We start from the raw sequence: 19,049 nt of genomic DNA on the forward strand, positions 1-19,049 counted from the left end.
TGCGGGCCGCCGTGGCCGCGGGCACGCTGGACAGCGACGCCGAGTCGCCCGGCGGTGCGCCGCTGACCCGGCTGTGCGTCTTCGTCAACCACGTCCGTCAGGTGCCCGCCGGCCTGTACGAGTACGACCGGGACACCGGCGATCTGGTGCTGATGAAGGCCGGTGACCACGGTGCCTTCCTCCAGGAGAACTACTTCCTCGCCAACTACAACGTGGAGCAGGCCGCGGCCGTCCTGGTGCCCGTGGCCCGTACCCACGCCGTGCTGGACGCCGTCGGCGACCGCGGCTACCGCCTGGTCAACGCCGTGGTCGGGGCCGCCGCCCAGGCCGTCTACACCGCCGCCGCCGCGGCCGGCACCGCCTGCGGGGTCGCCCTCGGCTTCGACAGCGTCTCCTTCGAGGAGGAACTCGGGCTGGCCGAGCGGGGCGAGATCCCGCTGCTGATCATGATGATCGGCCACGAACGCCCCCGCCCCGCCGACTACCGCTACGACATCGTCGCGCCGTGACGCCATGGCCCCGTCCCGCCCCGTGGCCGCCGGGTCACCCGGCGGCCCGCCGGCGCACGGCAGCACACCGACACGAAAGGGGGAGGGCATGAGCCCCACCGCCACCAGCCCGGCCCAGGACACCCCCACCCAGGAGTCCACGGCCCTGCACAGCCGGTTCCTGCTGCGCGTCGCGGGTCTGCCGGCATCCACCGCCGTCGCCCTGCGCGCCCCCGAGGCGGCCGACTGGGCCGCCCGGACCGCGGCCGAGGAGGACCGGCTCCGCGACCTCGGCGCCGCGCTGAGCGACCCGCTGTCCACCGTGGTCGGCGCCACCGCGGACCCCGCGCTGCGCCGCCGGCTGCTCGCGCTGCGCCGCAGCGTCTTCAACAACCGCCTGCCGGGCGACCTCGACGGGGCCCGGGCCCTGGCCGCCGGTATCGGCGGCAGCACCGGAGCCGACCTCGCGGCCTGGCTCGACGCCCGGGCCCGCTGGGCCGCACTGCTCGCGCAGGGTGACACCGTGCTGGCCACCGGGTTCGCCCGCACCCGCACCGCCCTGCGGGAACTCGCCCTGGACGACCGGCTGCGGCGGGGTCTGCTGCTCGCGTCGCCGACCCTGGAGGAGCGGCTCGACGCGTTCGCCGCCGACCCGGCGCCCGTACCCGGCAAACGGGCCCGCAAGATCGAGCGCTCACTGCTCTCCTACGTGTACCGCACCGCCTGCAAGACCAGCCCCTTCAGCACCCTCACCGGGGTCGCCCTCGGCGCGTTCGAGGCGGCCGGAGCGGACGGCTCACCGGCCGCCACCCACGTCGGCGACGACTGGATCGGGCACTGCCGGCTCAACGTCGTCGTCCTCGCCCGGCTCGCCGAACTGGTCGCCGCCGACCCGCGGCGCCGCGCCGATCTGCCGGTGGGCCTGGCCTCCGGATGGAAGCTGGACGACGACCGGGTCCGCTACGTCCAGCGGGCCGTCTCCACGGGCGACGACAGCGCGCCGGTGAGTTTCGACACCGCCCAGGACCGGCTCGTGTTCCTCCGCCGCCAGGGCACCCTGGACCAGATGCTCGCCCTGCTGCGGGACCACGAAGGCACTCTCCGCCACGGCGAGCTGGCCCGCTGGCTGGCCGATGCGACCGGCGCCGACGCCGAGACGGCCGGACACTATCTGGCCGCCCTGCTCGACCTCGGGATGCTCCAACTGCCCACCCTGGCCACCGGTGTGCACGACGGGGACCCGCTGCGCGCCTTCCAGCGCTCCCTGCGCGCGCTCGAACGGCCCTGGGCCGACGAGCTCGCCACGCGCCTGGACGGCACGGCCGACATTCTCGCCCGGTATCCGGAGGCTGACGTGCCCGGCCGCCGCGCGCTGCTCACCACGCTCCGCGCCGACCTGAGCGCTCTGCAGGCCGAACTCGGCGCCGAACGGCCCGTCCTGCCGCAAACCCTGGTGTACGAGGACGTGTCCGCGGGCACCGCCACCGCCGACCTCGCCGAGTGGACCGCGCTCGCCGCCGCCCCGCTCCGCTCCATCGAGCGAATGCTGCCCGCCTTCGACGTGGCACTGCCCCAGCGGCTCACCCTGAAGGGCTTCTTCCTCGCCCGCTTCGGACGCGGCGGGCGGTGCGAGGACCTGCTGCGGCTGGTCCACGACTTCCACGAGGACATCTTCCGGCAGTACCTCCAGTTCACCGCGGCCAAGGACGACCGCCTCCCGGACGGCAGCCACGCCCCGGAGGAGAACTGGCTCGGCATGCCGGAGATCACCGCCATCGACCGGGCGCGCGCGGCACTCACCGCCCGGATGCGCGCGATCTGGGCCGAACTGCCGCCGGATGCCGATGAGTTGGTCCTCGACGACGACGCCGTGAACGAGGTGGCCGAGGCGCTGGGCGCTGCCGCGCCCGCCTTCCAGCCGCACGCCCACTTCCTCCAGCTGGCCCGCCGGAAGAGGGACCCGCTGGTCGTGCTCAACGACTCCTTCGGCGGCCTGTGCTTCCCCTTCACCCGTTTCACGCACTGCTTCGACGGCGCGGACGGCACGGGTGGCACGAGCGGCCCCCGCCTTTCCGGCGCGCTGCGCGTGAAGTTGCGCGGTCTGCTGCCGCCCGGGGCGGTCTTCGCCGAAGTCACCGCCGGTGCCGCCACGACCAACCTGAATCTGCACGGCCGCCTCACCGACTACGAGATCGTCTGCCCGGGTGAGCACAGCACGGCCCCCGAGGAGGCCCGGCTGCACCTGGACGACCTCTACGCCGTGCACGATGCGGACAGCGACCGGCTGGTGCTGCGCTCTCGCCGCCTGGACCGCGAGATCGTCCCGCTCTACCTGGGCTATCTCGTCCCCATGGTGCTGCCCCAGATCCCCCGCACCCTGCTGCTGTTCTCGCCGACCGCCCGGTCCGTGCCGGACGTCTGGCGCGGGGTGCCGACGGGGCCCGAGGACGGGGGCGTCACCCGGCGGCCCCGGGTCCGCCACCACGCCCTGGTGCTGCGGCGGCGCTCCTGGACAGCGGCCGACGGCAGCCTCCCGGTGCGCGCACCCGGGGCCTCCGACGCCGACTGGTACCTCACCTGGCACCGCTGGCGCACCCGGCACGGCATGCCCGCACGGGTCTTCGCCACCGTCCACGAGGAGAGCGCCGACGGCGCAGGCGGCGGCTGGTTGGGCGGCTCCAAGCCGCAGTACGTGGACTTCGAGAGCCCGCTGTCCCTCATCGCGCTCGAATCCCTGCTGCCCGGCGGGCCCGCCCGCACGGTGTTCGAGGAGATGCTCCCCGAGGAGTGCGACCTCCACGTCACCTCACCACGCGGACGTCATGTCGCCGAACTCGCCGTAGAGTTGCTGCCCGGCCCGGCCGCCGGCCCGTCCGAAGGGGACCGCATCCGATGACCGCACCCACCGCATTCCCCGGCGCCCCGGACACGGATGCCGGTGACGCACCCGGCGGCTGGCTGGCCGTGCACGTCTTCTACGCGGCCAGTCCCCGCCCGCTGCTGCTGCAGTGCGTGAAACCGCTCGTGGACGAGCTCACCGAAGAGGGCCTGCTCGCCGGGTACTTCTTCATCAACTACTGGCTGGAGGGCCCGCATGTGCGGCTGCGGCTGCGGCCCCGGCGGGCCGCCGACGCGGGCCTCGTCCGGGAGCGGACGCACGCCGCCCTCGCCGCCTTCCTGCGCGAACGCCCCGCGCTGTACGAGGTGAAGGCCGGCTTCCTCGCCGAGCTGTACGAGACCCTGTTCACGCTGGAGTACACCGAGGAGCAGCGCGCCGAGTTCACCGGCCCGGACGGGCGGATGCTGCTGCGCCCCAACAACACCTTCGAGGACCGGCCCTACGAGCCCGAGTACGGCAAGTACGGCGGGCCCGCCGGTGTCGCGCTCGCCGAATGGCACTTCCAGCACTCCAGCGACCTGGTCATCGAAGCCGCGCGCAGCATGAACCTGCACCTGCGGACCGTGCTGCTCGGGCTCTCCGCCCAGCTGATGATGGTCATGTCCGGGACCTTCCACCGGGACGACGAGACCCTGCTCGCCTTCCTCGACCGCTATCACGCCTTCTGGAACAAGGCGTTCAGCGGGACGAACTACACCGCGGACCAGGGTTACGACCGCGCCTACTCCACGATGGGTGCGAGCCTGCCCGGGCGTTTCCGGCACATCCGGGACGCGGTGGCCCGGGCCGAGCCGGAGCGGCTCCCGGTGTTCCTGCGGGGCTGGGCCGCCCACTGCGCGGACCTGCGCGACCGCGCCGAGGCGCTGGCGGTAGGCGGCGAGCTGACGTTCCGCGCCTGGGACGACAGTCGCGACATCTACCCCACCGACCCCGGCCACGCCCTGTCCATGCTGCTCTCGCCGTATATGCACATGACCAACAACCGGCTGGGCATGACCATCCGCGACGAGGCGTTCCTCTCCTACGTCCTGGCCCGCGCCCTGCGCGACGGGGCGGCGGGAGACGCGGTTCCGGACAAGGACGGAGGTACGGCGGAAGGCGGCCGAGCGACGGAAGACGCGGCAGCGGCGAAGGACGCGGGTACGGCGGGAGGCGGCGGGGCGCCGGGAGACGAGCGGTGAGCGCGGAGGCGTTTCTCTCCGCCCGGCCGCGGATCCGGGGCGACGTCGTCCTCGGTCCCAGCCTGGTGCGCGGCACCACCCGCATTCACCTGTTGAAGGACGCGCGCACCGGGCGGCGCCTGGAGGTCGGTCCCAAGGAGCACTTCATCATCGTCCGCCTCGACGGCAGTCGCAGCCTCGGTGAGATCGGCGACGAGTACGCCGGTGCGTTCGGCGCCCGGCTCGGCGAGGCGCAGTGGGGGCAGATGCTCCGGCTGCTGCACGCCCGCGCCCTCCTCGACGGTGCCCCCGCACCCACCGCCGTACCGTCCGCGCCGCCCGCCACGGACGCGGCCGGTCACCGGCCGAACGGCATCCTCGCCGGGCGGACCCGGCTGGTGGCCGACGCGCCCGCGCTGATGGACCGGCTGCACCGGGCCACCGCTCCCGCCCGGCGGCCCGCCGTGCTGACCGTGCTCGTCGCGCTCGCCGTCGCGCTGCTCGCCGCCGTCGCCGCTCAGTCGGGCACGCTGTGGCGGCAGACCGAACAGACGGCCCGGCAGCCCGTGGTCCTGCTCGCCGTCGGCTGCCTCCTGTGGTGCAGTCTCGCCCTCCACGAGCTGGCCCACGGCCTGTTCGCACGCGTCTGGGGCGGCCGGGTCACCGAGATCGGGCTGCGCTGGGTGCTCGGCGCCACCTACCTCTACTGCACGGTGGAGGACGTCCAGTTCCTCGGCAGCCGCGGCCGCAAGGTCGCCACCGCCTGCGCCGGGGTCTTCGCCAACCTGCTGTTCCTGGTGCCCTTCTATCCCCTGTGGGCGCTGCTCCCCGCACACGCCCAGGCCCGCCCGGCGCTCGGCGCGCTGCTCCTCCTCGGGACGGGCTGCGGCCTGGCCAACCTGCTTCCGCTGCCGCCCCTCGACGGCTACCGGGCCCTCGGCCACGCTCTCGGCGTCGTCCAACTCGCCACCGCCAGCCGCGACTTCACGAAGCGCGCCGCCGGCGCCCTGGTCCGCCGCGGCCCCGGGCTGGCCGGGTACCCGCCGCGGCTGCGGCTCCTGTACGGCGGCTTCGCCCTGCTGACCGCCGTGCAGAGTGCCGCACTCCTCGCCCTGTGCGGGGCCGTGCTGCACACCGTACTGCCGGACACCCTGGGGACACTCGCCTGGTGGCTGCCTCCCGCCGTGCTCGCCGCCGTACTGCTGCTGTGGGCCCTGGGCGCGGCCGGCCGCGCCCGGCGCGCCGGACCCGCCGCGACCGGTTCCACAGGGAAGGGCCCCGGCCCCGCCGCACCCCCCACTCCTCCGCCCGGGCACCCCGCCCCGGCGCGGGGCACCGGACGGCCCCCGGGCGTCCCGGCCCCACGGAACCAACCGAGGAAAGACGAGATGAGCGCACCCGACAGCAAGACCGAGACGGTCCAGGGCAAGACCGCCGCCGAGACGGTCGTCGCCCTGGACGGCGTCACCAAGCGGTACGGGGAGGTGACGGCCCTGGACGGTGTCTGCCTCGACGTACGCAAGGGCGAGTTCTTCGGCATCCTCGGGCCCAACGGCGCGGGCAAGACCACGCTGGTGGAGATCGTCGAGGGCATGCGCGAGGCCGACTCCGGCAGCGTGACCGTCTTCGGGCAGAGCCCCTGGCCGCGCGACACGGCGCTGCTGGCCCGGATCGGCGTGCAGACACAGGCGTCGGCGTTCTTCGCCCGCCTCACCGCAGGCGAGCACCTGCGCACGGTCGCCGCGCTCTACGGCATGGACCCGGCCACCGCTGCCACCGCGCTGGAACGGGTCGGGCTCACCGAGAAGGAGAACGCCCGCGTCGACCACCTCTCCGGCGGGCAGCGCCAGCGCCTCGCCATCGCCACCGCGCTGCTCCACGAACCCGAGCTGATCTTCCTGGACGAACCGACGGCCGCTCTCGACCCGGAGGCCCGGCGCGAACTGTGGCACGTCCTGCGCTCGTTGCGCGCGGAAGGCCGCACGATCATCTGCACCACCCACTACCTGGAGGAGGCCGAGGCGCTCTGCGACCGGGTGGCGATCATCGCCGGCGGCCGTCTCGTCGCCCTCGACACGCCCCGCAGCCTCATCCGCTCCCTCGCCGCCCCCACCCGGCTGCTGGTCCCCGCCGCCCGGCTCTCCGCCGACGCGGCGCTCGCCCTGGACGGCGTGGACCGGGCCACCGTCGAGGGTGACGACCTGGTCCTCGAGACGACCGTCCCCAACCGCGTCCTCACCGTCCTCGGCGACCTCGTGGACATCGACACGGTCACCGTCCGCACCCCCACCCTCGAAGACGCCTACCTGACGCTGACCGGCACCGGATCGGAGCACCACCGTTGAGCGCCTACGCCGCACTGACCCGGGCCACCTACGTCGCGAGCGTGCGCGACAAGACGACCCTCTTCTTCACGTTCGCCTTCCCGCTCGCCTTCCTGATCCTCTTCGGCCTCATCTTCCAGGGCCAGCAGGTGAAGGGCGGGCTGTCGTCCATCAACTACATCGCGCCGGGCGTGCTCTCCTGGGGCGTGGGCAACGCGGCCGTGTTCTCCGTCGGCTTCGCCCTGATGCAGTGGCGCAGAGACGACCTGCTCCGCCTCATCTGGCGCACCCCCACCCCGCTGCGCGTCCTGCTCGCCTCCCGCTGGACCGTGGCACTGGCCGTCGCCCTCGCGCAGACGGTGCTGTTCACCGCCGTCGCCCTGCTGCCGTTCTTCGGCCTGCGGCTGAACGGACCCTGGTGGGCGGCGATCCCGCTGCTGGTGCTGGGCGTCACGGCGTTCCTCGCCATGGGCCTGGTCGTCGGCAGTGTGGCTGACACCCCGGAGGCGGTCGCGGCCATCGCCAACATCGTGATGGTGCCCATGGCGTTCCTGTCGGGTTCGTTCTTTCCCGACGACCTCATGCCCGGCTGGCTGCGCACCGTCGCCAGGGTCCTGCCGCTGCACTACCTCAACGACGGGCTCACCGACGCCATGGGCGGGCGCGGAGACCTCGGCGACATCGCCGTGGACTGCCTGGGACTCGTCGTGTTCACCGTGATCTTCGGGCTGATCGCGATCCGGATCTTCCGCTGGAGCAATCGGACATGACCACCGCCACCGCACCCGCACCCGTCGCGCCGGCCCTGGAGGCCGCGCGCGCGGACCTCCAGGCCCGCCTGGCGGTCCGCGCCGCGGCGGCCGGACTGCCCGCGCCCTCCGTCTCCCGCATCGGCGACACCAACGTCCTCGGCGAGACACCCGGCCGGCCCGCTCCCGTTCCCCCGAGCACGGCCGCCGTCCATGTCACCGCCCAGGCCGTGCTGCTCGGCCCCTGGGGCGGTGCACCCGGTACGGACCCTGCCTGCGGCACCTGTCTGGCCATGCGCCGGCAACGGCTGCGCACCCGTACCGAACGCGAGGCACTGGAGACCGGAACGGAGACCACCGCCGCCGGACGGTGGCCCGTCCTGCCGGACCACGTGGTGGACGCGGTGTGGTCCCTGCACCGTCTGATCGCGACCGGCACGGCCCGGCACACCTTCGAGGGCGCCGACGCCGCACTCCCCCGGGTCACCGAACTCGACCTGGAGACGCTGCGGGTGCGCACCTTCCCGCTGGTGCCGGAGCCGATGTGCCCGCACTGCCGTCCGCTCACCGAGGAGGCCGAGCGGCGGGCCGCCGCCGACGCGGCCCCGCCGCCGCTCGCCCCCTGTCCCAAGCCGCACCCGGACGCCTACCGGCTGCGCCGCCCCGCCGACCACCCGCTGCCGGTGAAGGGCCTGGCCAACCCGGTGTGCGGGGTGCTCGGCGGCGGCACCTGGATCGACGTCACCTCGCCCACGACCGCGCCGGTCGCCGGGAGCGTCTTCATGCGGGGCTACGCCGGGCTCACCGACGTCACCTGGAGCGGCCAGGCCAACTCCTTCACGGGCAGCCGCGACCTGGCGTTCCTGGAAGGACTGGAACGGTACGCGGGCACCCACCGCCGCCACCGGGCCCCGGTCGTCACCGCCTCCCTCGACGAGCTGGGCGACCGTGCCGTCGACCCACGCGTGTGCGGACTCTACGCGCCCCGCACCTACGCCGAGGACCCGATGGTCGAGCCCTTCGACCCGGCCCGGCCCCTGCCCTGGGTCACCGGCTGGTCGCTGCGCGACGCGCGCGAGGTGCTCGTACCGGCCCGGCTCGTCTACTACAGCGCCGGCACCCGCGAGGACAACTTCGTCTTCGAGTGCTCCAACGGCTGTGCCACCGGCGGGACCTGGCAGGAGGCCGTGTTCTTCGGGCTGCTGGAGCTCATCGAGCGGGACGCCTTCCTGCTCGGCTGGTACGGCTCTCTGCCGCTGCCGGAGATCGACCTGGCGTCGGTGTCCGGCCCGAAGGTACGGGCGATGGTGGCGCGGGCCGCTCTGCAGGGCTACGACGTCCATGTCTTCGACAACCGGGTGGACCTTCCGGTGCCCGTCGTCACCGGCCTGGCGGTCCGCCGTGACGAGGGCCCCGGCACACTGGCGTTCGCGGCCGGCGCGTCCTTCGACCCGGAGACGGCCGTCGAGTCCGCCGTCTCCGAAATCCTCACCTACATCCCGCACCTGCCCCGTCAGGTCGCCGAACGTCCCGCCGAACTCGCCGCCATGGCCGAGGACTTCGACCTGGTCCGGCGGCTGCCGGACCACGCGGCGCTGTTCGGGCTGCCCGCGATGCGCAGGCACGCCGCGGGCTATCTCGCCCCGCCCCGGACGGGCTCCCTGGCCGAGCTGTTCGCCGGGTGGGAGGAGCGCCGGCCGCGCACCGGGGACCTCCGCGACGACCTGCTGCTCCTTCGCGACCTGCTCAGCGGCGTCGGCTGCGACGTGATCGCCGTCGACCAGACCACGCCGGAGCAGCGCCGGATCGGACTGCGGACGGTGGCCACGCTCGCCCCCGGGCTGCTGCCGATCGACTTCGGCTGGCTGCGGCAGCGTGCACTCCACATGCCGCGCCTGCGGACCGCGCCGCACCGCGCCGGCCTTGTTCCGGCGCCGCTCGGAGAGGAGGACCTGCGGCGGGTGCCGCACCCGTTCCCGTGACCGTGCGGGGCCGTACATGCCGCCGGCCCCCGGCGCGGGTGCGCATCGGGGGCCGGCGACCGCGACGACGGGCGTCAGGCGGTGCAGGAGGTGGTGCTGGTGGTGCTGGAGCAGGTGCTGGTGGAGGAGCAGCTCGTGGACGATCCGAGCATGACCTCGCTGGCGTCCGAGTAGTCGGTGATCTCGAAGGTCTCCGACTCGAGGTCGAGGATCTCCTGAGCGAGGGAGGCGAGGGCGTTGTCAGCCATGGCGATCTCTCCTTCCGGGTCCGCAGACGGGCTGCCGGCCGGGGCGGTCCCGGCCGGTGGTGCGCTGAACCTGCCGGAGGCCAGGGCCTCGGCCTCATCTTTCTACGCGGCACCGGCGTCAACGCCCTTGCGGACCGCTGTCACTTGGCTGGCACCACCGGGTGCGCGCCGCCCCCCCCTGTCCTGCCGCACGACCGAGACCCCAGGAGTTCTGCCCGTGCCCCTCGACCACGACAGCAGCGGCGTCACCGCGGACACCGACCGGTCCTGCCGGGGCCGTACCGCGCCGGGCCGCCCCCTGCCCGGTCTGGACGCCCTGCTGCGCCCCGCCGCCGGGTTGTACCTCGACCTTCACCGGCATCCCGAACTCTCCGGCTCCGAACGCCGTACCGCCGCCCGGTTCGCCGACTGGCTTCAAACGGACGGCTTCCGCGTCCTGCGCGGCATCGGCGGCCACGGCGTCGCCGCCGAACTGCGCAACGGCGACGGCCCGGCCGTCCTCCTGCGGGCCGAACTCGACGCCCTGCCCGTGGCCGAGGACACCGGCGTCCCTTACGCGAGCACCACGACCGCTCCCGGGCCGGACGGACGGCCCGTCCCCGTGATGCACGCCTGCGGCCACGACGCGCACCTGACCTGCGTGGCGGCCGCCGCCCGCTGGCTGGCGGCCCGGCGGGACGGCTGGCGCGGCACCCTTGTCGTCGTCGGCCAGCCCGCCGAGGAGACGCTCAGCGGTGCCCGGGCCATGCTGGAGGACGGCCTGTACGACCGGATCACCCCGCCCGACGTGGCCCTGGCGCAGCACACCGCGCCCTTCCCCGCGGGCATGGTCGCGCACGCCGACGGCCCCGTCCTGGCCGGCAGTGCGACCCTGGAGGTGGTCTTCGAGGGCGACGGCGGCCACGCGGCCACCCCGCATCTCGCCGCCGACCCGCTGCTCGCCGCGGCAGGCGTGGTGACGCGGCTGCCCGCCGTCGCGGCCCGCGAGACCCACCCCGCCGAACGACTGGTCGTCACCGCGTCCTCGCTGCGGACCGGGGACGGGGGGCAGGCCGGAAACGTGATCGCCTCACGGGCCGTGCTGCGCGTCACCGTCCGCGCCTTCTCCGACGCGGCCCTGGACCGCGCCGCCTCGGCCGTGGAGCGTGTGGCCCGCGCCGAGGCGGCCTGCGCGGCCCTGCCGCCGCGGGTCACCGTCACCGTGTCGTCGCGTTCCGGGGTCACGCACTCCGACCAGGACGTCACGGCCCAGGTGCGCTCGGCCCACGTGGCGGCGTTCGGTGCGCCTCGCGTCACCGGCTGGCCCGCCACCTCGGCCACCGAGGACTTCCCGCTCCTCACCGGCGCGGGCGCCCACCTCCACGGACGCCCTGGCATCCGCGGTGGCTACTGGATGCTGGGTGCTGTCGGACCCGCCCAGTGGGCGGCCGCCCCCGGCACCGCGGCGGACGAGAAGTTCCGCGGCCTGCCGGGCAACCACTCGCCGCGCTACCTGCCCAGCGTCCGCCTCACCCTGGAGACCGGCACCACCGCACTGGTGACGGCGGCCTTGGCCCTGCTCGCCGGCTGACGGTGCGGCACCCGTCCGGCAAAGCGGCGCATCCGCTCGCAACGTGCCGAGGACAGTGACGGAGAGCCGGCCGGGGTCACCCGGCTCTCCGGGTCGACGGCAGCGCTGTGGCCAGGCCGTCGGCCGGGGCCGGTCCGAGCACGGTGGTCGGCGCGACCGCATGGGCGGTCCGTGCCGGAGAGCGTGAGACCGGCGGGGCGGGCGGCGCCGGGGAGGGTCGCGGCCAGGCCGGACCGGCACCGATCCATGTCCGACCCGAGCGAAATATCTGCGTGTGCAGACAGTTTAATATGGCGATGACTGCCGTGGGCGTAGGGCGTCGGCGGCGCGAGTGAGAAGGGAACGGCATGCCGTTCGAGATCGGCATCATGACGTTCGGGGAGATCACCGAAGACCCGGCGAGCGGGACCCTCCCGTCGCCGCGGCAGCGTGCCCGCGAAGTCATCGAGCAGGCGCGGGTCGCCGACCAGGTCGGACTCGATGTGTTCGGTGTCGGTGAGCACCACCGCTCCGACTTCGTCGGATCGGCGCCGGCCATCCTGCTGGCCGCGGCCGCGGAGAAGACCGAGAACATCAAGCTGACCAGCTCCGTCACCGTGCTCAGTTCGGAGGACCCGGTTCGTGTCTGGGAGCAGTTCGCCACGATCGACCTGCTGTCCGCCGGCCGTGCCGAGATCATCGCCGGGCGCGGCTCCTACACCGAGTCCTTCCCGTTGTTCGGATACGACCTGAAGGACTACGCGGACCTGTTCCGGGAGAAGCTCGACCTGCTGCTGAAGATCCGCGAGCAGAATCCGCTGACCTGGCGGGGCCGCTTCCGCGCTCCGCTGTTCGACGCCGACATCGCGCCCCGTGCCGACGGAGAGACCATCCCGATCTGGGTCGGGGTCGGAGGATCGGCCGCGTCGGCCGTCACCACCGGCCGCCTCGGCCTGCCCATGGCCCTGGCCCTGCTGCTGGGGCCGATGACCATCCACGAGCAGACGGTCGAGCTCTACCGGGCGGCCGCGGCGCAGACCGGGCACGACGCGGACGCGCTGCCGGTCAGCATCAACGTGCACGGCTTTGTCGGGCGGACCAGCCAGGGCGCCCGGGACACCATGTACCCCTACTTCGCCAAGGGCATGATGGACAACAACCATCAGCGCGGCGAAGGCTTCCGGATCCCCTGGGCCGCGTTCGACGCGCAGTCCTCCCCGGCGGCCGGGCTGCTGGTCGGCAGCCCCCAGGAGGTGATCGACAAGCTCCTCACCTACCACGAGCTGTACGGCCTCAACCGCGCCATCATCCAGTTGGGCTTCGGCGGAGTGCCGCAGAAGGAGCACCTCGAAGCCATCGAACTCCTGGGCACCGAGGTCGCGCCCGTCGTACGACGCGAGGTCGCCGCACGGCAAGGAGCGAAGGCATGAACACCCTGTCCCACGCCCACACCGCCTCCGGCACCGGCGCCGTGTCCGACACGGAGGCGGCCGGGCCCACCCTGCGAGTCGTGGTCGTCAACGGCAGCCCGAGCCGGCCCTCCAAGACCATGGGACTCGTCAGCGTGATCCTCGACACGCTCGGAAGGATGCTTGCCATCCAGACGTCCCAGATCGACGTCTACCACCTGGGGCCGCAGTTCACCGCCACCATCGAACGCGACCAAGCCCCGGCAGACGTGGAAGCCAAGCTTCGCCTGGCCGAGGAAGCGGACCTCCTCATCGCGGCCGTACCGGTGTACCGCGGCTCCTATCCAGGCATCTTCAAGCACTTCTTCGACCTCGTCGAACAGTACGCACTCGCCAACAAGCCCGTCCTCCTCGCCGCAACGGGCGGAGGCGACCACCACGCGCTCGTCCTGGAACACGCCCTGCGCCCGCTGTTCGCCTTCTTCCAGGCGCTGACCATCCCCGTCGCCTTCTACGCCTCCGCCGGAGACTTCGACGGCACGACACTCCTCAACCCCCGCGTCTACGGACGCATCGAGATCGGGCTCAACGACGTGGCAGACCTTCTCAGGGCACGCGCGGCATCGGCGTCGTCGCTGACGACGCCGCCGAGCGGCCGGGCGAGTGGTGGGGGCGAACTTCGGTGACCGGAGACCCGGTGTCAACGCTGACCGTCAGCTTTCGACCCTGAACAGGGGCTACGCGGAAGTCTCCTCACCCTCGTTGTCCGGAGCGAGGCGTGCCCAGACCTCGGCGAGGTTGCGCAGGTGCTCGTCATCGAGCCGGTCGAGGAAGAGCCTGCGCAGGTCGCTGTAGTGCTGGCGCCACGCCTTGCGCAGAAGATTCCGGCCCTCCCGGGTCAGAACGGCCTCGAAACCGCGGCCGTCGCCGGGCGCTCGCCGCCTCTCGATCAGACCGCGTTGCTCGAGACGGTCGGCGAGCCGCGTGAACCCTCCGGTGGACATCAGGCGCCGCTGTGCCAGTTCCGACATCCGCATGCCCTTCCGTCCAGCCTCGCCCAGCAGTGCCAGCACGCTGTACTCGGCCATGCTGACGTTCAGCGGAGCGATGCCGGCCTCGATCTCACGCCAGAGCCGGTCATGAGTGACCAGGAAGCCGTTCCAGGCCTGGTACTCGAGTTCTCGCAGTCTCTCGGTCGCCATGAGCAGCACGCTATCGGTAGGACCTCTCCGGACCCAATCACGTACATGCCTGCGCAGGCATCCTGACGACAGAGTGGGGCAATCCGGGTCAGCTTGATACCCCCGTCCGGGGCGACCCCGGGCGGGACTGGACGTACATCACCTTGCCATGTACCTTGCCTTACATGGTACCCGATGTGGCACGTAAGGAGGATGGCTCAGGGAAGGCAGAAAGCCAGCTCCGCAAAGGAGTGCTGGAGTACTGCGTCCTGGGACTTCTGCGCAGTGGCGCTCGCTACGGCGTAGAGCTGCTGGAAGAGTTGGGCACGGTGAACGTGATGGCCACCAGCCAGGGGACGATCTATCCCCTGCTGGCCCGGTTGCGCCGGGACGGCTTGGTGGACACCACCTGGCAGGAATCCCCCAGTGGGCCACCGCGCCGCTACTACATGCTGACCCCTCAGGGAGAGGCGGCGCTGGCGGAGTTCACCGCGATCTGGCCGCACTTCCGCGACGCCGTGGACCGCTTCATCACCGATTGAAACGACCGGACTTTCCACCGCCTTCACCTGGAGACGCACCATGAAGACCGTCGAACACCCGCTTGCGGTGGCCTACCTGGAGGCTGTGGCACGCGAGGCCGCGGCCCTGGCGCCCAAGCACCGCGAGGAGCTTCTCGCCGACCTCAGAGAACACATCGAGGTGGCCCTCGCCGAGCAGCCCGACCACAACGCGTCGGAGGTGGAAGCCGTCCTGGAGCGCCTGGGCGACCCCCGCACCATCGTGGCCAGCGCCGGCGAAGGCGAGAGCACGGCACCGCCGGTCAGCAAGTGGCACAGCCTTGCCCCGTTGGTTCTGCTGCCGGCGGCCGGGCTTCTGGGGGACGTCAACCTCGTCCTGGGCGCCCTCGCCCTGATCGCGGGCGCCGTACTCCTGTGGGCGGCACCTCACTGGCGCAGCCGCGACAAGGCCATCGGCACCGCGGCCGCGCTCCCGGTTCCCGTCGCGCTCGTCGGCACAGCCTTCACCGCATCGTCAACGGGGCTGCTCGACCCGGGGTTGCTCGCTCTCATCGCCCCCAGCGTGCTGATCCCTGCGGCCGCATCGGCATACCTCTTCCGGGCAGGGCGCGACACGTCGTCATGAAGACGAGCCGCCTGTTGTGTGCAACATCAGTGACCGCATGGCTCCGGGGACACGGCAGGAGCCCCATGTGCGTGCCCGGGGTGGACAGAGCCGGCAACGGGCGGTGCTCGAGGTTCGTCCGGCCCGGTTGCGGACGGGTGAGCCAGGCCTCGGCCGAGGCATCTTGAACGGGTGAGGGCCTTGCGGTTGGGGGTACGGTACGCCCCACCGGACGGGCCGGTGGGGACGTACTCCTGCGCGCTGCGCAACCTCCTTACCGAGCCGGGAAATCACCGCGGGCCGCAGCCCTGAACGCGCGCCGAACAGGCGGCCGCTCCCCCGTTCCCGCCACGCGGGTGGTGCGACGGGAGCCTGTCACCGGGGATGAGCCTTGAGTACCTGTTCGCGCCGAGTTTGCGGGGCCGGCCGCCGCGGGGCCGATGCGGCGATAGCGTGATCGTCATGACGGCTGAGGGTGAGGCGCTGGTCGGCGGGATGATGAACGCGGGAGCGGTCTTCCGCCGCGGTGCGCTGGTTGAGCGCCCCGCACCGCGCACCGCGCGCGCCCTGCATGCCTATCTCCTCGCGCTGAAGGAGTACGGCTTCGACGGGGCGCCGGCTCCTGTCGGTCTCACCGCGGATGGCCGTGAGCAGCTGACCTTCATCCCCGGCGACGTGGCTCTGCCGCCGTTTCCGGACTGGGCGATGACGAAGACTGCCCTTGAGTCGGTGGGGAGCCTGCTGCGGCGCCTTCATGAGAGCAGCGCGTCCGTCGCGGTCGACGCCGATGCCGAGTGGCCCCGCGACCTGGCCGACCCGGCAGGGGGAACGATGCTGTGCCACAACGACGTGTGCCCGGACAACGTCGTCTTCCGCGACGGCCGTGCCGCCGCCGTGATCGACTTCGACCTGGCGGCCCCGGGCCGCCCCCTCTGGGACGTCGCCATGACCGCCCGCTACTGGGTGCCCATGCTCGACCCCGGATCCGCGGCCGGCCTGTACCCCGCCGGGCTGGATGCACCCGCGCGGCTGCGGATCCTTGCCGACAGCTACGACCTCTCCACGGGGGACCGCGCCGAGTTGCCCGGCGTCCTCGAGCAGGCGACACAGGTCTGCCGGGCCTTCGTCACCCGCCGCGTGGCCGACGGTGACCCCGTCTATCTCCAGGCGCTGGCCGAGCGTGGTGGATGGGGACGCTGGGACCGCGTGCAGACATGGCTGGCGGACCACCGCAAAACGTTCACGGCTGCCCTCTTGAGCTGACCGGGCCGGACGCCCGGGAACAACCTCACAGGACGTTCTTGGCGCCGTGTACGTCTTCGGTCGCCAGGAACCGGCAGGAGTCGGTGCCGGTCTGGATCGGCGTGAGCCGGGGGGAGTGATCCGGCCAGCGACGGCCGCCCACAGCCGGGCTCGTTGAAGACCGGGTCCCACTCGCTGGACGGGGAGTCGCGGCCCGCCACAGCCCTGCACTCCCCGGCCCGGTGAAGATCTGCAACAGCAGTGGCCGGTCTCGCACGGGAAGGCGGTGCAGGCAAGGTGCGAGCCGCCGGTGAACACATGCTCGAGCGGACGTACCGCGACAGATTTGGGTCCTACGGATCATCACGCCCGGCTCGATCGAACCGCGGCTGTCTGCCGCCGTCTTCGACAAGTGGTCGTTGAGCCGCTGCGACGCCGGCACCGGAAGTCCGATTTGTCAGCTCTTTATGTCCCTAAATGCCGGTTCTTGGGGACGGTCACAACACACTGAATCACGATAACTGGCTCAAATCACCCTCGTGTCCTGCCGCAACGGGGTGACGAAGTGACGTGGTGACGACCATCACAAAGCACTTGCCATTGCCTTCAGCGGGATGAAATATCCCAGCAAGTTCGCCGGGCTGGAGCCCGCGACGCCGCCCGACACCGCCCGTCGAATGCCGACAGCGTCACCGGTCCTCTGGACGAACGGCTACGGCCGCGCGACGAGCCAACCGGCTCCTCGGCAACACCGCCCCTGCGGCGCGTTCGTGTCACGGGAGGGCACCGGCATGGCGCCTCCCGGGCGGCACTGCCACCGCCAGTCCCCATAGACGTCCGTACGGACGGCCCCTCCCCCGACTCCAGTTCCCCATCACGCAAGGAGACCGGTCATCGTTATGCGAATAGGCAGCGCAGCTACACGGCGCACGTCAGCCGCATTCGCGGCTGCAGGGCTGGTTCTCACCGCGGCAGCTCTTTCCCCGGCGGCTGATGCAGCCGCCGCGATCCCGACTGTGCGGTTCGACCCCATGGCCCGCTATCAGGCGAGCGACTCGAACTGGGGCGGCTACGTGACCCAGGGCAGATTCACCAAAGTCACCGGCTCGTGGACCGAGCCCCACGTCGTCTGCCGTTCCCGCCAGGACATGTTCGCCCCCTGGGTCGGGCTGGACGGCTGGGGCTCACGCACGGTCGAGCAGGCCGGGGTGCAGACCGACTGCTCCAGCGGTTCGCCGGTGAGGACCGCTTGGTACGAAATGTATCCGGCCTCCCCGGTGTACTGGCGGGATCCGGTCTCCGAGGGCGACAGTATGACCGCGTCGGTCACCTCCGACGGCGCGGGCGGCTACTCGCTGACCCTGACGGACCACACCAAGGGCTGGACCGAGCAGGTTCATAAGACGCTTCCGGCACAGAACGTCAGCGCGGAGGCCGTCATCGAGTCACCCGACCAGGCCTATCCCGAGATCGACAGCGTGCGTTTCACCCAGGTCACCGTGGACGGACAGTCCATGGATGCCATGGCGCCGCAGGCGCTGAGCAGTGGCGGCTACGCGCCGGGGCCGCTCCACAACGGTTCGTTCACCATACAGCCGGGCAACCCGACTCCCCAGGCGGGCAACACAACCCCGCAACCAGGCAATACAACCCCCCAACCAGGCCACCCCTACCCCCAGCCGGGCCACCTCTACCCCCAGCCAGGCAACCGGTACCCCCAGCCGGGCCACCTGTACCCGCATCCGGGCGGCCGTTATCCGCACCCAGGCGGCCTGTACGCACCTCGGTACTGACCTCGCGCGCGTCGATCCGCCCGCTGCCCCGGGACACCGGTCCTGGGGCTGCGGGCATCTCATAAGGCAGGTACTCCGTTCGGCGGTATTGCGGTGACGCATGCAGCGGTGGGGTGTTGAACATGCATGAGCGGAAGTCGCAGACGCAAGCGGTCGGGGTCTCGAGCGTTCGAGCAGGTGCAAGCGCAGTTGGTTCGTGCGGCTGCCGCGATGGCCGTGAAGAGGAAGACGCCGCGGCCTGGTACGGAAGAAACGGTTCATCCGGTGGTTGCCGAACCGGATGACGGGCGTGGTGAGGCGGCGCCACCCGGTCCCCGCTGAGATCACCCGCCCGTCTTCCCGCCACCCCGGCGGCATGCGGGTCACGCAACCCTCAGGTCACTGTCCGCAGTTGGTCCAGTTCGCTGCTGATCGCATCCCGCAGTACGTCATGCCGCGGACCGAGCCTGAACTGCTCGTCACTCCAGCGCTCACGCGGATAGAGCCACACCGGCTTGCCCGCCACGTCGGCCGGCTCCCACGCGAACCGCGGCCAGACATGCGCATGCAAGAACGGGTCCGTGTTCCCCAGGATCTCCAGATTGACCCGGCGGAAGGCCGAATCCAGTCGCCGGCAGGCCCGCTCGACCGCTTCGCCGAGCTGGTCCATGTCGGACAGGAACGACAGGCGCTTCTCCCTCGGCAGGTCCGACAGCCGCTGCACCTCCGGCTCGTCCGCGAGCAGCACCGAGTAGCCGGGCAGGAACTGCACGTCCCCGATCACCGCGAACCCCGCCGTCAGCCGTCGCAGCACCGTCGGGTTCTCCCCCCTCAGCGCACTCCCGATCCGATCCCGCCGCCACCCACCGCTCATGGCCAACACCTGCATTCTCGTGATCAAGGACTGCTCTTCGATACCCA

The 19,049-nt window shown here is 72.1% G+C and carries 16 protein-coding genes; 13 read left to right on the plus strand and 3 right to left on the minus strand.

What is annotated here, in order from left to right; all coding sequences use genetic code 11:
* The 6 genes from ACLU3S_RS10410 to ACLU3S_RS10435 form a co-directional block, all read left to right on the plus strand.
* Positions 1-509, plus strand: a 509-nt coding sequence (locus ACLU3S_RS10410; RefSeq protein WP_413951469.1) for a nitroreductase family protein, incomplete at its 5' end; no start/stop codon positions are given.
* Positions 510-597: 88 nt separating this feature from the next.
* Complete coding sequence (locus ACLU3S_RS10415; RefSeq protein ID WP_413951470.1) at positions 598-3,384, plus strand: lantibiotic dehydratase; 2,787 nt, start codon at positions 598-600, stop codon at positions 3,382-3,384.
* Positions 3,381-4,568 carry a lantibiotic dehydratase C-terminal domain-containing protein gene (locus ACLU3S_RS10420; protein WP_413951471.1) on the plus strand — a complete coding sequence of 396 codons (1,188 nt, stop codon included), beginning with the start codon at positions 3,381-3,383 and terminating at the stop codon, positions 4,566-4,568. Before ACLU3S_RS10415 ends, ACLU3S_RS10420 begins: the two co-directional genes overlap by 4 nt.
* Positions 4,569-5,935: 1,367 nt before the next feature.
* Positions 5,936-6,892: an ABC transporter ATP-binding protein gene (locus tag ACLU3S_RS10425; protein WP_413951527.1), complete on the plus strand. Its 957-nt coding sequence runs from the start codon at positions 5,936-5,938 to the stop codon at positions 6,890-6,892.
* On the plus strand, positions 6,889-7,641 hold the full coding sequence (locus ACLU3S_RS10430; protein WP_413951472.1) for an ABC transporter permease: 753 nt from the start codon (positions 6,889-6,891) through the stop codon (positions 7,639-7,641). Before ACLU3S_RS10425 ends, ACLU3S_RS10430 begins: the two co-directional genes overlap by 4 nt.
* Positions 7,638-9,602, plus strand: a complete 1,965-nt coding sequence (locus tag ACLU3S_RS10435) for a TOMM precursor leader peptide-binding protein (protein WP_413951473.1) — start codon at positions 7,638-7,640, stop codon at positions 9,600-9,602. Before ACLU3S_RS10430 ends, ACLU3S_RS10435 begins: the two co-directional genes overlap by 4 nt.
* Positions 9,603-9,676: 74 nt before the next feature.
* On the opposite strand, the gene ACLU3S_RS10440 is transcribed toward ACLU3S_RS10435, so the two are convergent.
* Entirely contained in the window at positions 9,677-9,850 is a 174-nt protein-coding gene (locus tag ACLU3S_RS10440) for a thiazolylpeptide-type bacteriocin (RefSeq protein ID WP_413951474.1), read from the minus strand.
* 217 nt (positions 9,851-10,067) lie between these two features.
* Here ACLU3S_RS10440 and ACLU3S_RS10445 point away from each other — a divergent pair, with 217 nt between their 5' ends.
* The 3 genes from ACLU3S_RS10445 (at position 10,068) to ACLU3S_RS10455 (ending at position 13,494) form a co-directional block, all read left to right on the plus strand.
* The gene (locus tag ACLU3S_RS10445) at positions 10,068-11,420 is read left to right on the plus strand and encodes an amidohydrolase (RefSeq protein WP_413951475.1); all 1,353 of its coding nucleotides are present in this window, start codon (positions 10,068-10,070) and stop codon (positions 11,418-11,420) included.
* A 347-nt stretch (positions 11,421-11,767) separates the two neighbouring features.
* Complete coding sequence (locus tag ACLU3S_RS10450; RefSeq protein ID WP_413951476.1) at positions 11,768-12,829, plus strand: LLM class flavin-dependent oxidoreductase; 1,062 nt, start codon at positions 11,768-11,770, stop codon at positions 12,827-12,829.
* On the plus strand, positions 12,826-13,494 hold the full coding sequence (locus ACLU3S_RS10455) for an NAD(P)H-dependent oxidoreductase (protein ID WP_413951477.1): 669 nt from the start codon (positions 12,826-12,828) through the stop codon (positions 13,492-13,494). Before ACLU3S_RS10450 ends, ACLU3S_RS10455 begins: the two co-directional genes overlap by 4 nt.
* A gap of 51 nt (positions 13,495-13,545) precedes the next feature.
* Here ACLU3S_RS10455 and ACLU3S_RS10460 read toward each other — a convergent pair whose 3' ends face one another.
* Entirely contained in the window at positions 13,546-14,010 is a 465-nt protein-coding gene (locus ACLU3S_RS10460; RefSeq protein ID WP_413951478.1) for a MarR family winged helix-turn-helix transcriptional regulator, read from the minus strand.
* A 164-nt stretch (positions 14,011-14,174) separates the two neighbouring features.
* Here ACLU3S_RS10460 and ACLU3S_RS10465 point away from each other — a divergent pair, with 164 nt between their 5' ends.
* The 4 genes from ACLU3S_RS10465 (at position 14,175) to ACLU3S_RS10480 (ending at position 18,149) form a co-directional block, all read left to right on the plus strand.
* Positions 14,175-14,531, plus strand: a complete 357-nt coding sequence (locus tag ACLU3S_RS10465) for a PadR family transcriptional regulator (RefSeq protein WP_413951479.1) — start codon at positions 14,175-14,177, stop codon at positions 14,529-14,531.
* A 40-nt stretch (positions 14,532-14,571) separates the two neighbouring features.
* On the plus strand, positions 14,572-15,135 hold the full coding sequence (locus ACLU3S_RS10470; RefSeq protein ID WP_413951480.1) for an HAAS signaling domain-containing protein: 564 nt from the start codon (positions 14,572-14,574) through the stop codon (positions 15,133-15,135).
* 441 nt (positions 15,136-15,576) lie between these two features.
* Complete coding sequence (locus ACLU3S_RS10475; protein ID WP_413951481.1) at positions 15,577-16,377, plus strand: aminoglycoside phosphotransferase family protein; 801 nt, start codon at positions 15,577-15,579, stop codon at positions 16,375-16,377.
* Positions 16,378-17,387: 1,010 nt separating this feature from the next.
* Complete coding sequence (locus ACLU3S_RS10480; protein ID WP_413951482.1) at positions 17,388-18,149, plus strand: G1 family glutamic endopeptidase; 762 nt, start codon at positions 17,388-17,390, stop codon at positions 18,147-18,149.
* Between the two features lie 373 nt (positions 18,150-18,522).
* On the opposite strand, the gene ACLU3S_RS10485 is transcribed toward ACLU3S_RS10480, so the two are convergent.
* Positions 18,523-19,002 (minus strand): HIT family protein, encoded by a 480-nt coding sequence (locus ACLU3S_RS10485; RefSeq protein WP_413951528.1) that lies wholly within the window; start codon positions 19,000-19,002, stop codon positions 18,523-18,525.
* Between the last annotated feature and the right edge of the window lie 47 nt (positions 19,003-19,049).

Origin of the sequence: Streptomyces sp. AF1A, assembly GCF_047340315.1 — a bacterium.
Classification (GTDB): domain Bacteria; phylum Actinomycetota; class Actinomycetes; order Streptomycetales; family Streptomycetaceae; genus Streptomyces.

What these genes read in the sequence shown, in the direction of transcription:
- ACLU3S_RS10440 (WP_413951474.1), bottom strand. Translation starts at nt 9,850, where the DNA reads ATGGCTGACAACGCCCTCGCCTCCCTCGCTCAGGAGATCCTCGACCTC.
- ACLU3S_RS10455 (WP_413951477.1), top strand. Translation starts at nt 12,826, where the DNA reads ATGAACACCCTGTCCCACGCCCACACCGCCTCCGGCACCGGCGCCGTG.
- ACLU3S_RS10480 (WP_413951482.1), top strand. Translation starts at nt 17,388, where the DNA reads ATGGCCCGCTATCAGGCGAGCGACTCGAACTGGGGCGGCTACGTGACC.
- ACLU3S_RS10435 (WP_413951473.1), top strand. Translation starts at nt 7,638, where the DNA reads ATGACCACCGCCACCGCACCCGCACCCGTCGCGCCGGCCCTGGAGGCC.
- ACLU3S_RS10415 (WP_413951470.1), top strand. Translation starts at nt 598, where the DNA reads ATGAGCCCCACCGCCACCAGCCCGGCCCAGGACACCCCCACCCAGGAG.
- ACLU3S_RS10460 (WP_413951478.1), bottom strand. Translation starts at nt 14,010, where the DNA reads ATGGCGACCGAGAGACTGCGAGAACTCGAGTACCAGGCCTGGAACGGC.
- ACLU3S_RS10470 (WP_413951480.1), top strand. Translation starts at nt 14,572, where the DNA reads ATGAAGACCGTCGAACACCCGCTTGCGGTGGCCTACCTGGAGGCTGTG.
- ACLU3S_RS10425 (WP_413951527.1), top strand. Translation starts at nt 5,936, where the DNA reads ATGAGCGCACCCGACAGCAAGACCGAGACGGTCCAGGGCAAGACCGCC.
- ACLU3S_RS10485 (WP_413951528.1), bottom strand. Translation starts at nt 19,002, where the DNA reads ATGAGCGGTGGGTGGCGGCGGGATCGGATCGGGAGTGCGCTGAGGGGG.
- ACLU3S_RS10450 (WP_413951476.1), top strand. Translation starts at nt 11,768, where the DNA reads ATGCCGTTCGAGATCGGCATCATGACGTTCGGGGAGATCACCGAAGAC.
- ACLU3S_RS10465 (WP_413951479.1), top strand. Translation starts at nt 14,175, where the DNA reads ATGGTACCCGATGTGGCACGTAAGGAGGATGGCTCAGGGAAGGCAGAA.
- ACLU3S_RS10420 (WP_413951471.1), top strand. Translation starts at nt 3,381, where the DNA reads ATGACCGCACCCACCGCATTCCCCGGCGCCCCGGACACGGATGCCGGT.
- ACLU3S_RS10475 (WP_413951481.1), top strand. Translation starts at nt 15,577, where the DNA reads ATGACGGCTGAGGGTGAGGCGCTGGTCGGCGGGATGATGAACGCGGGA.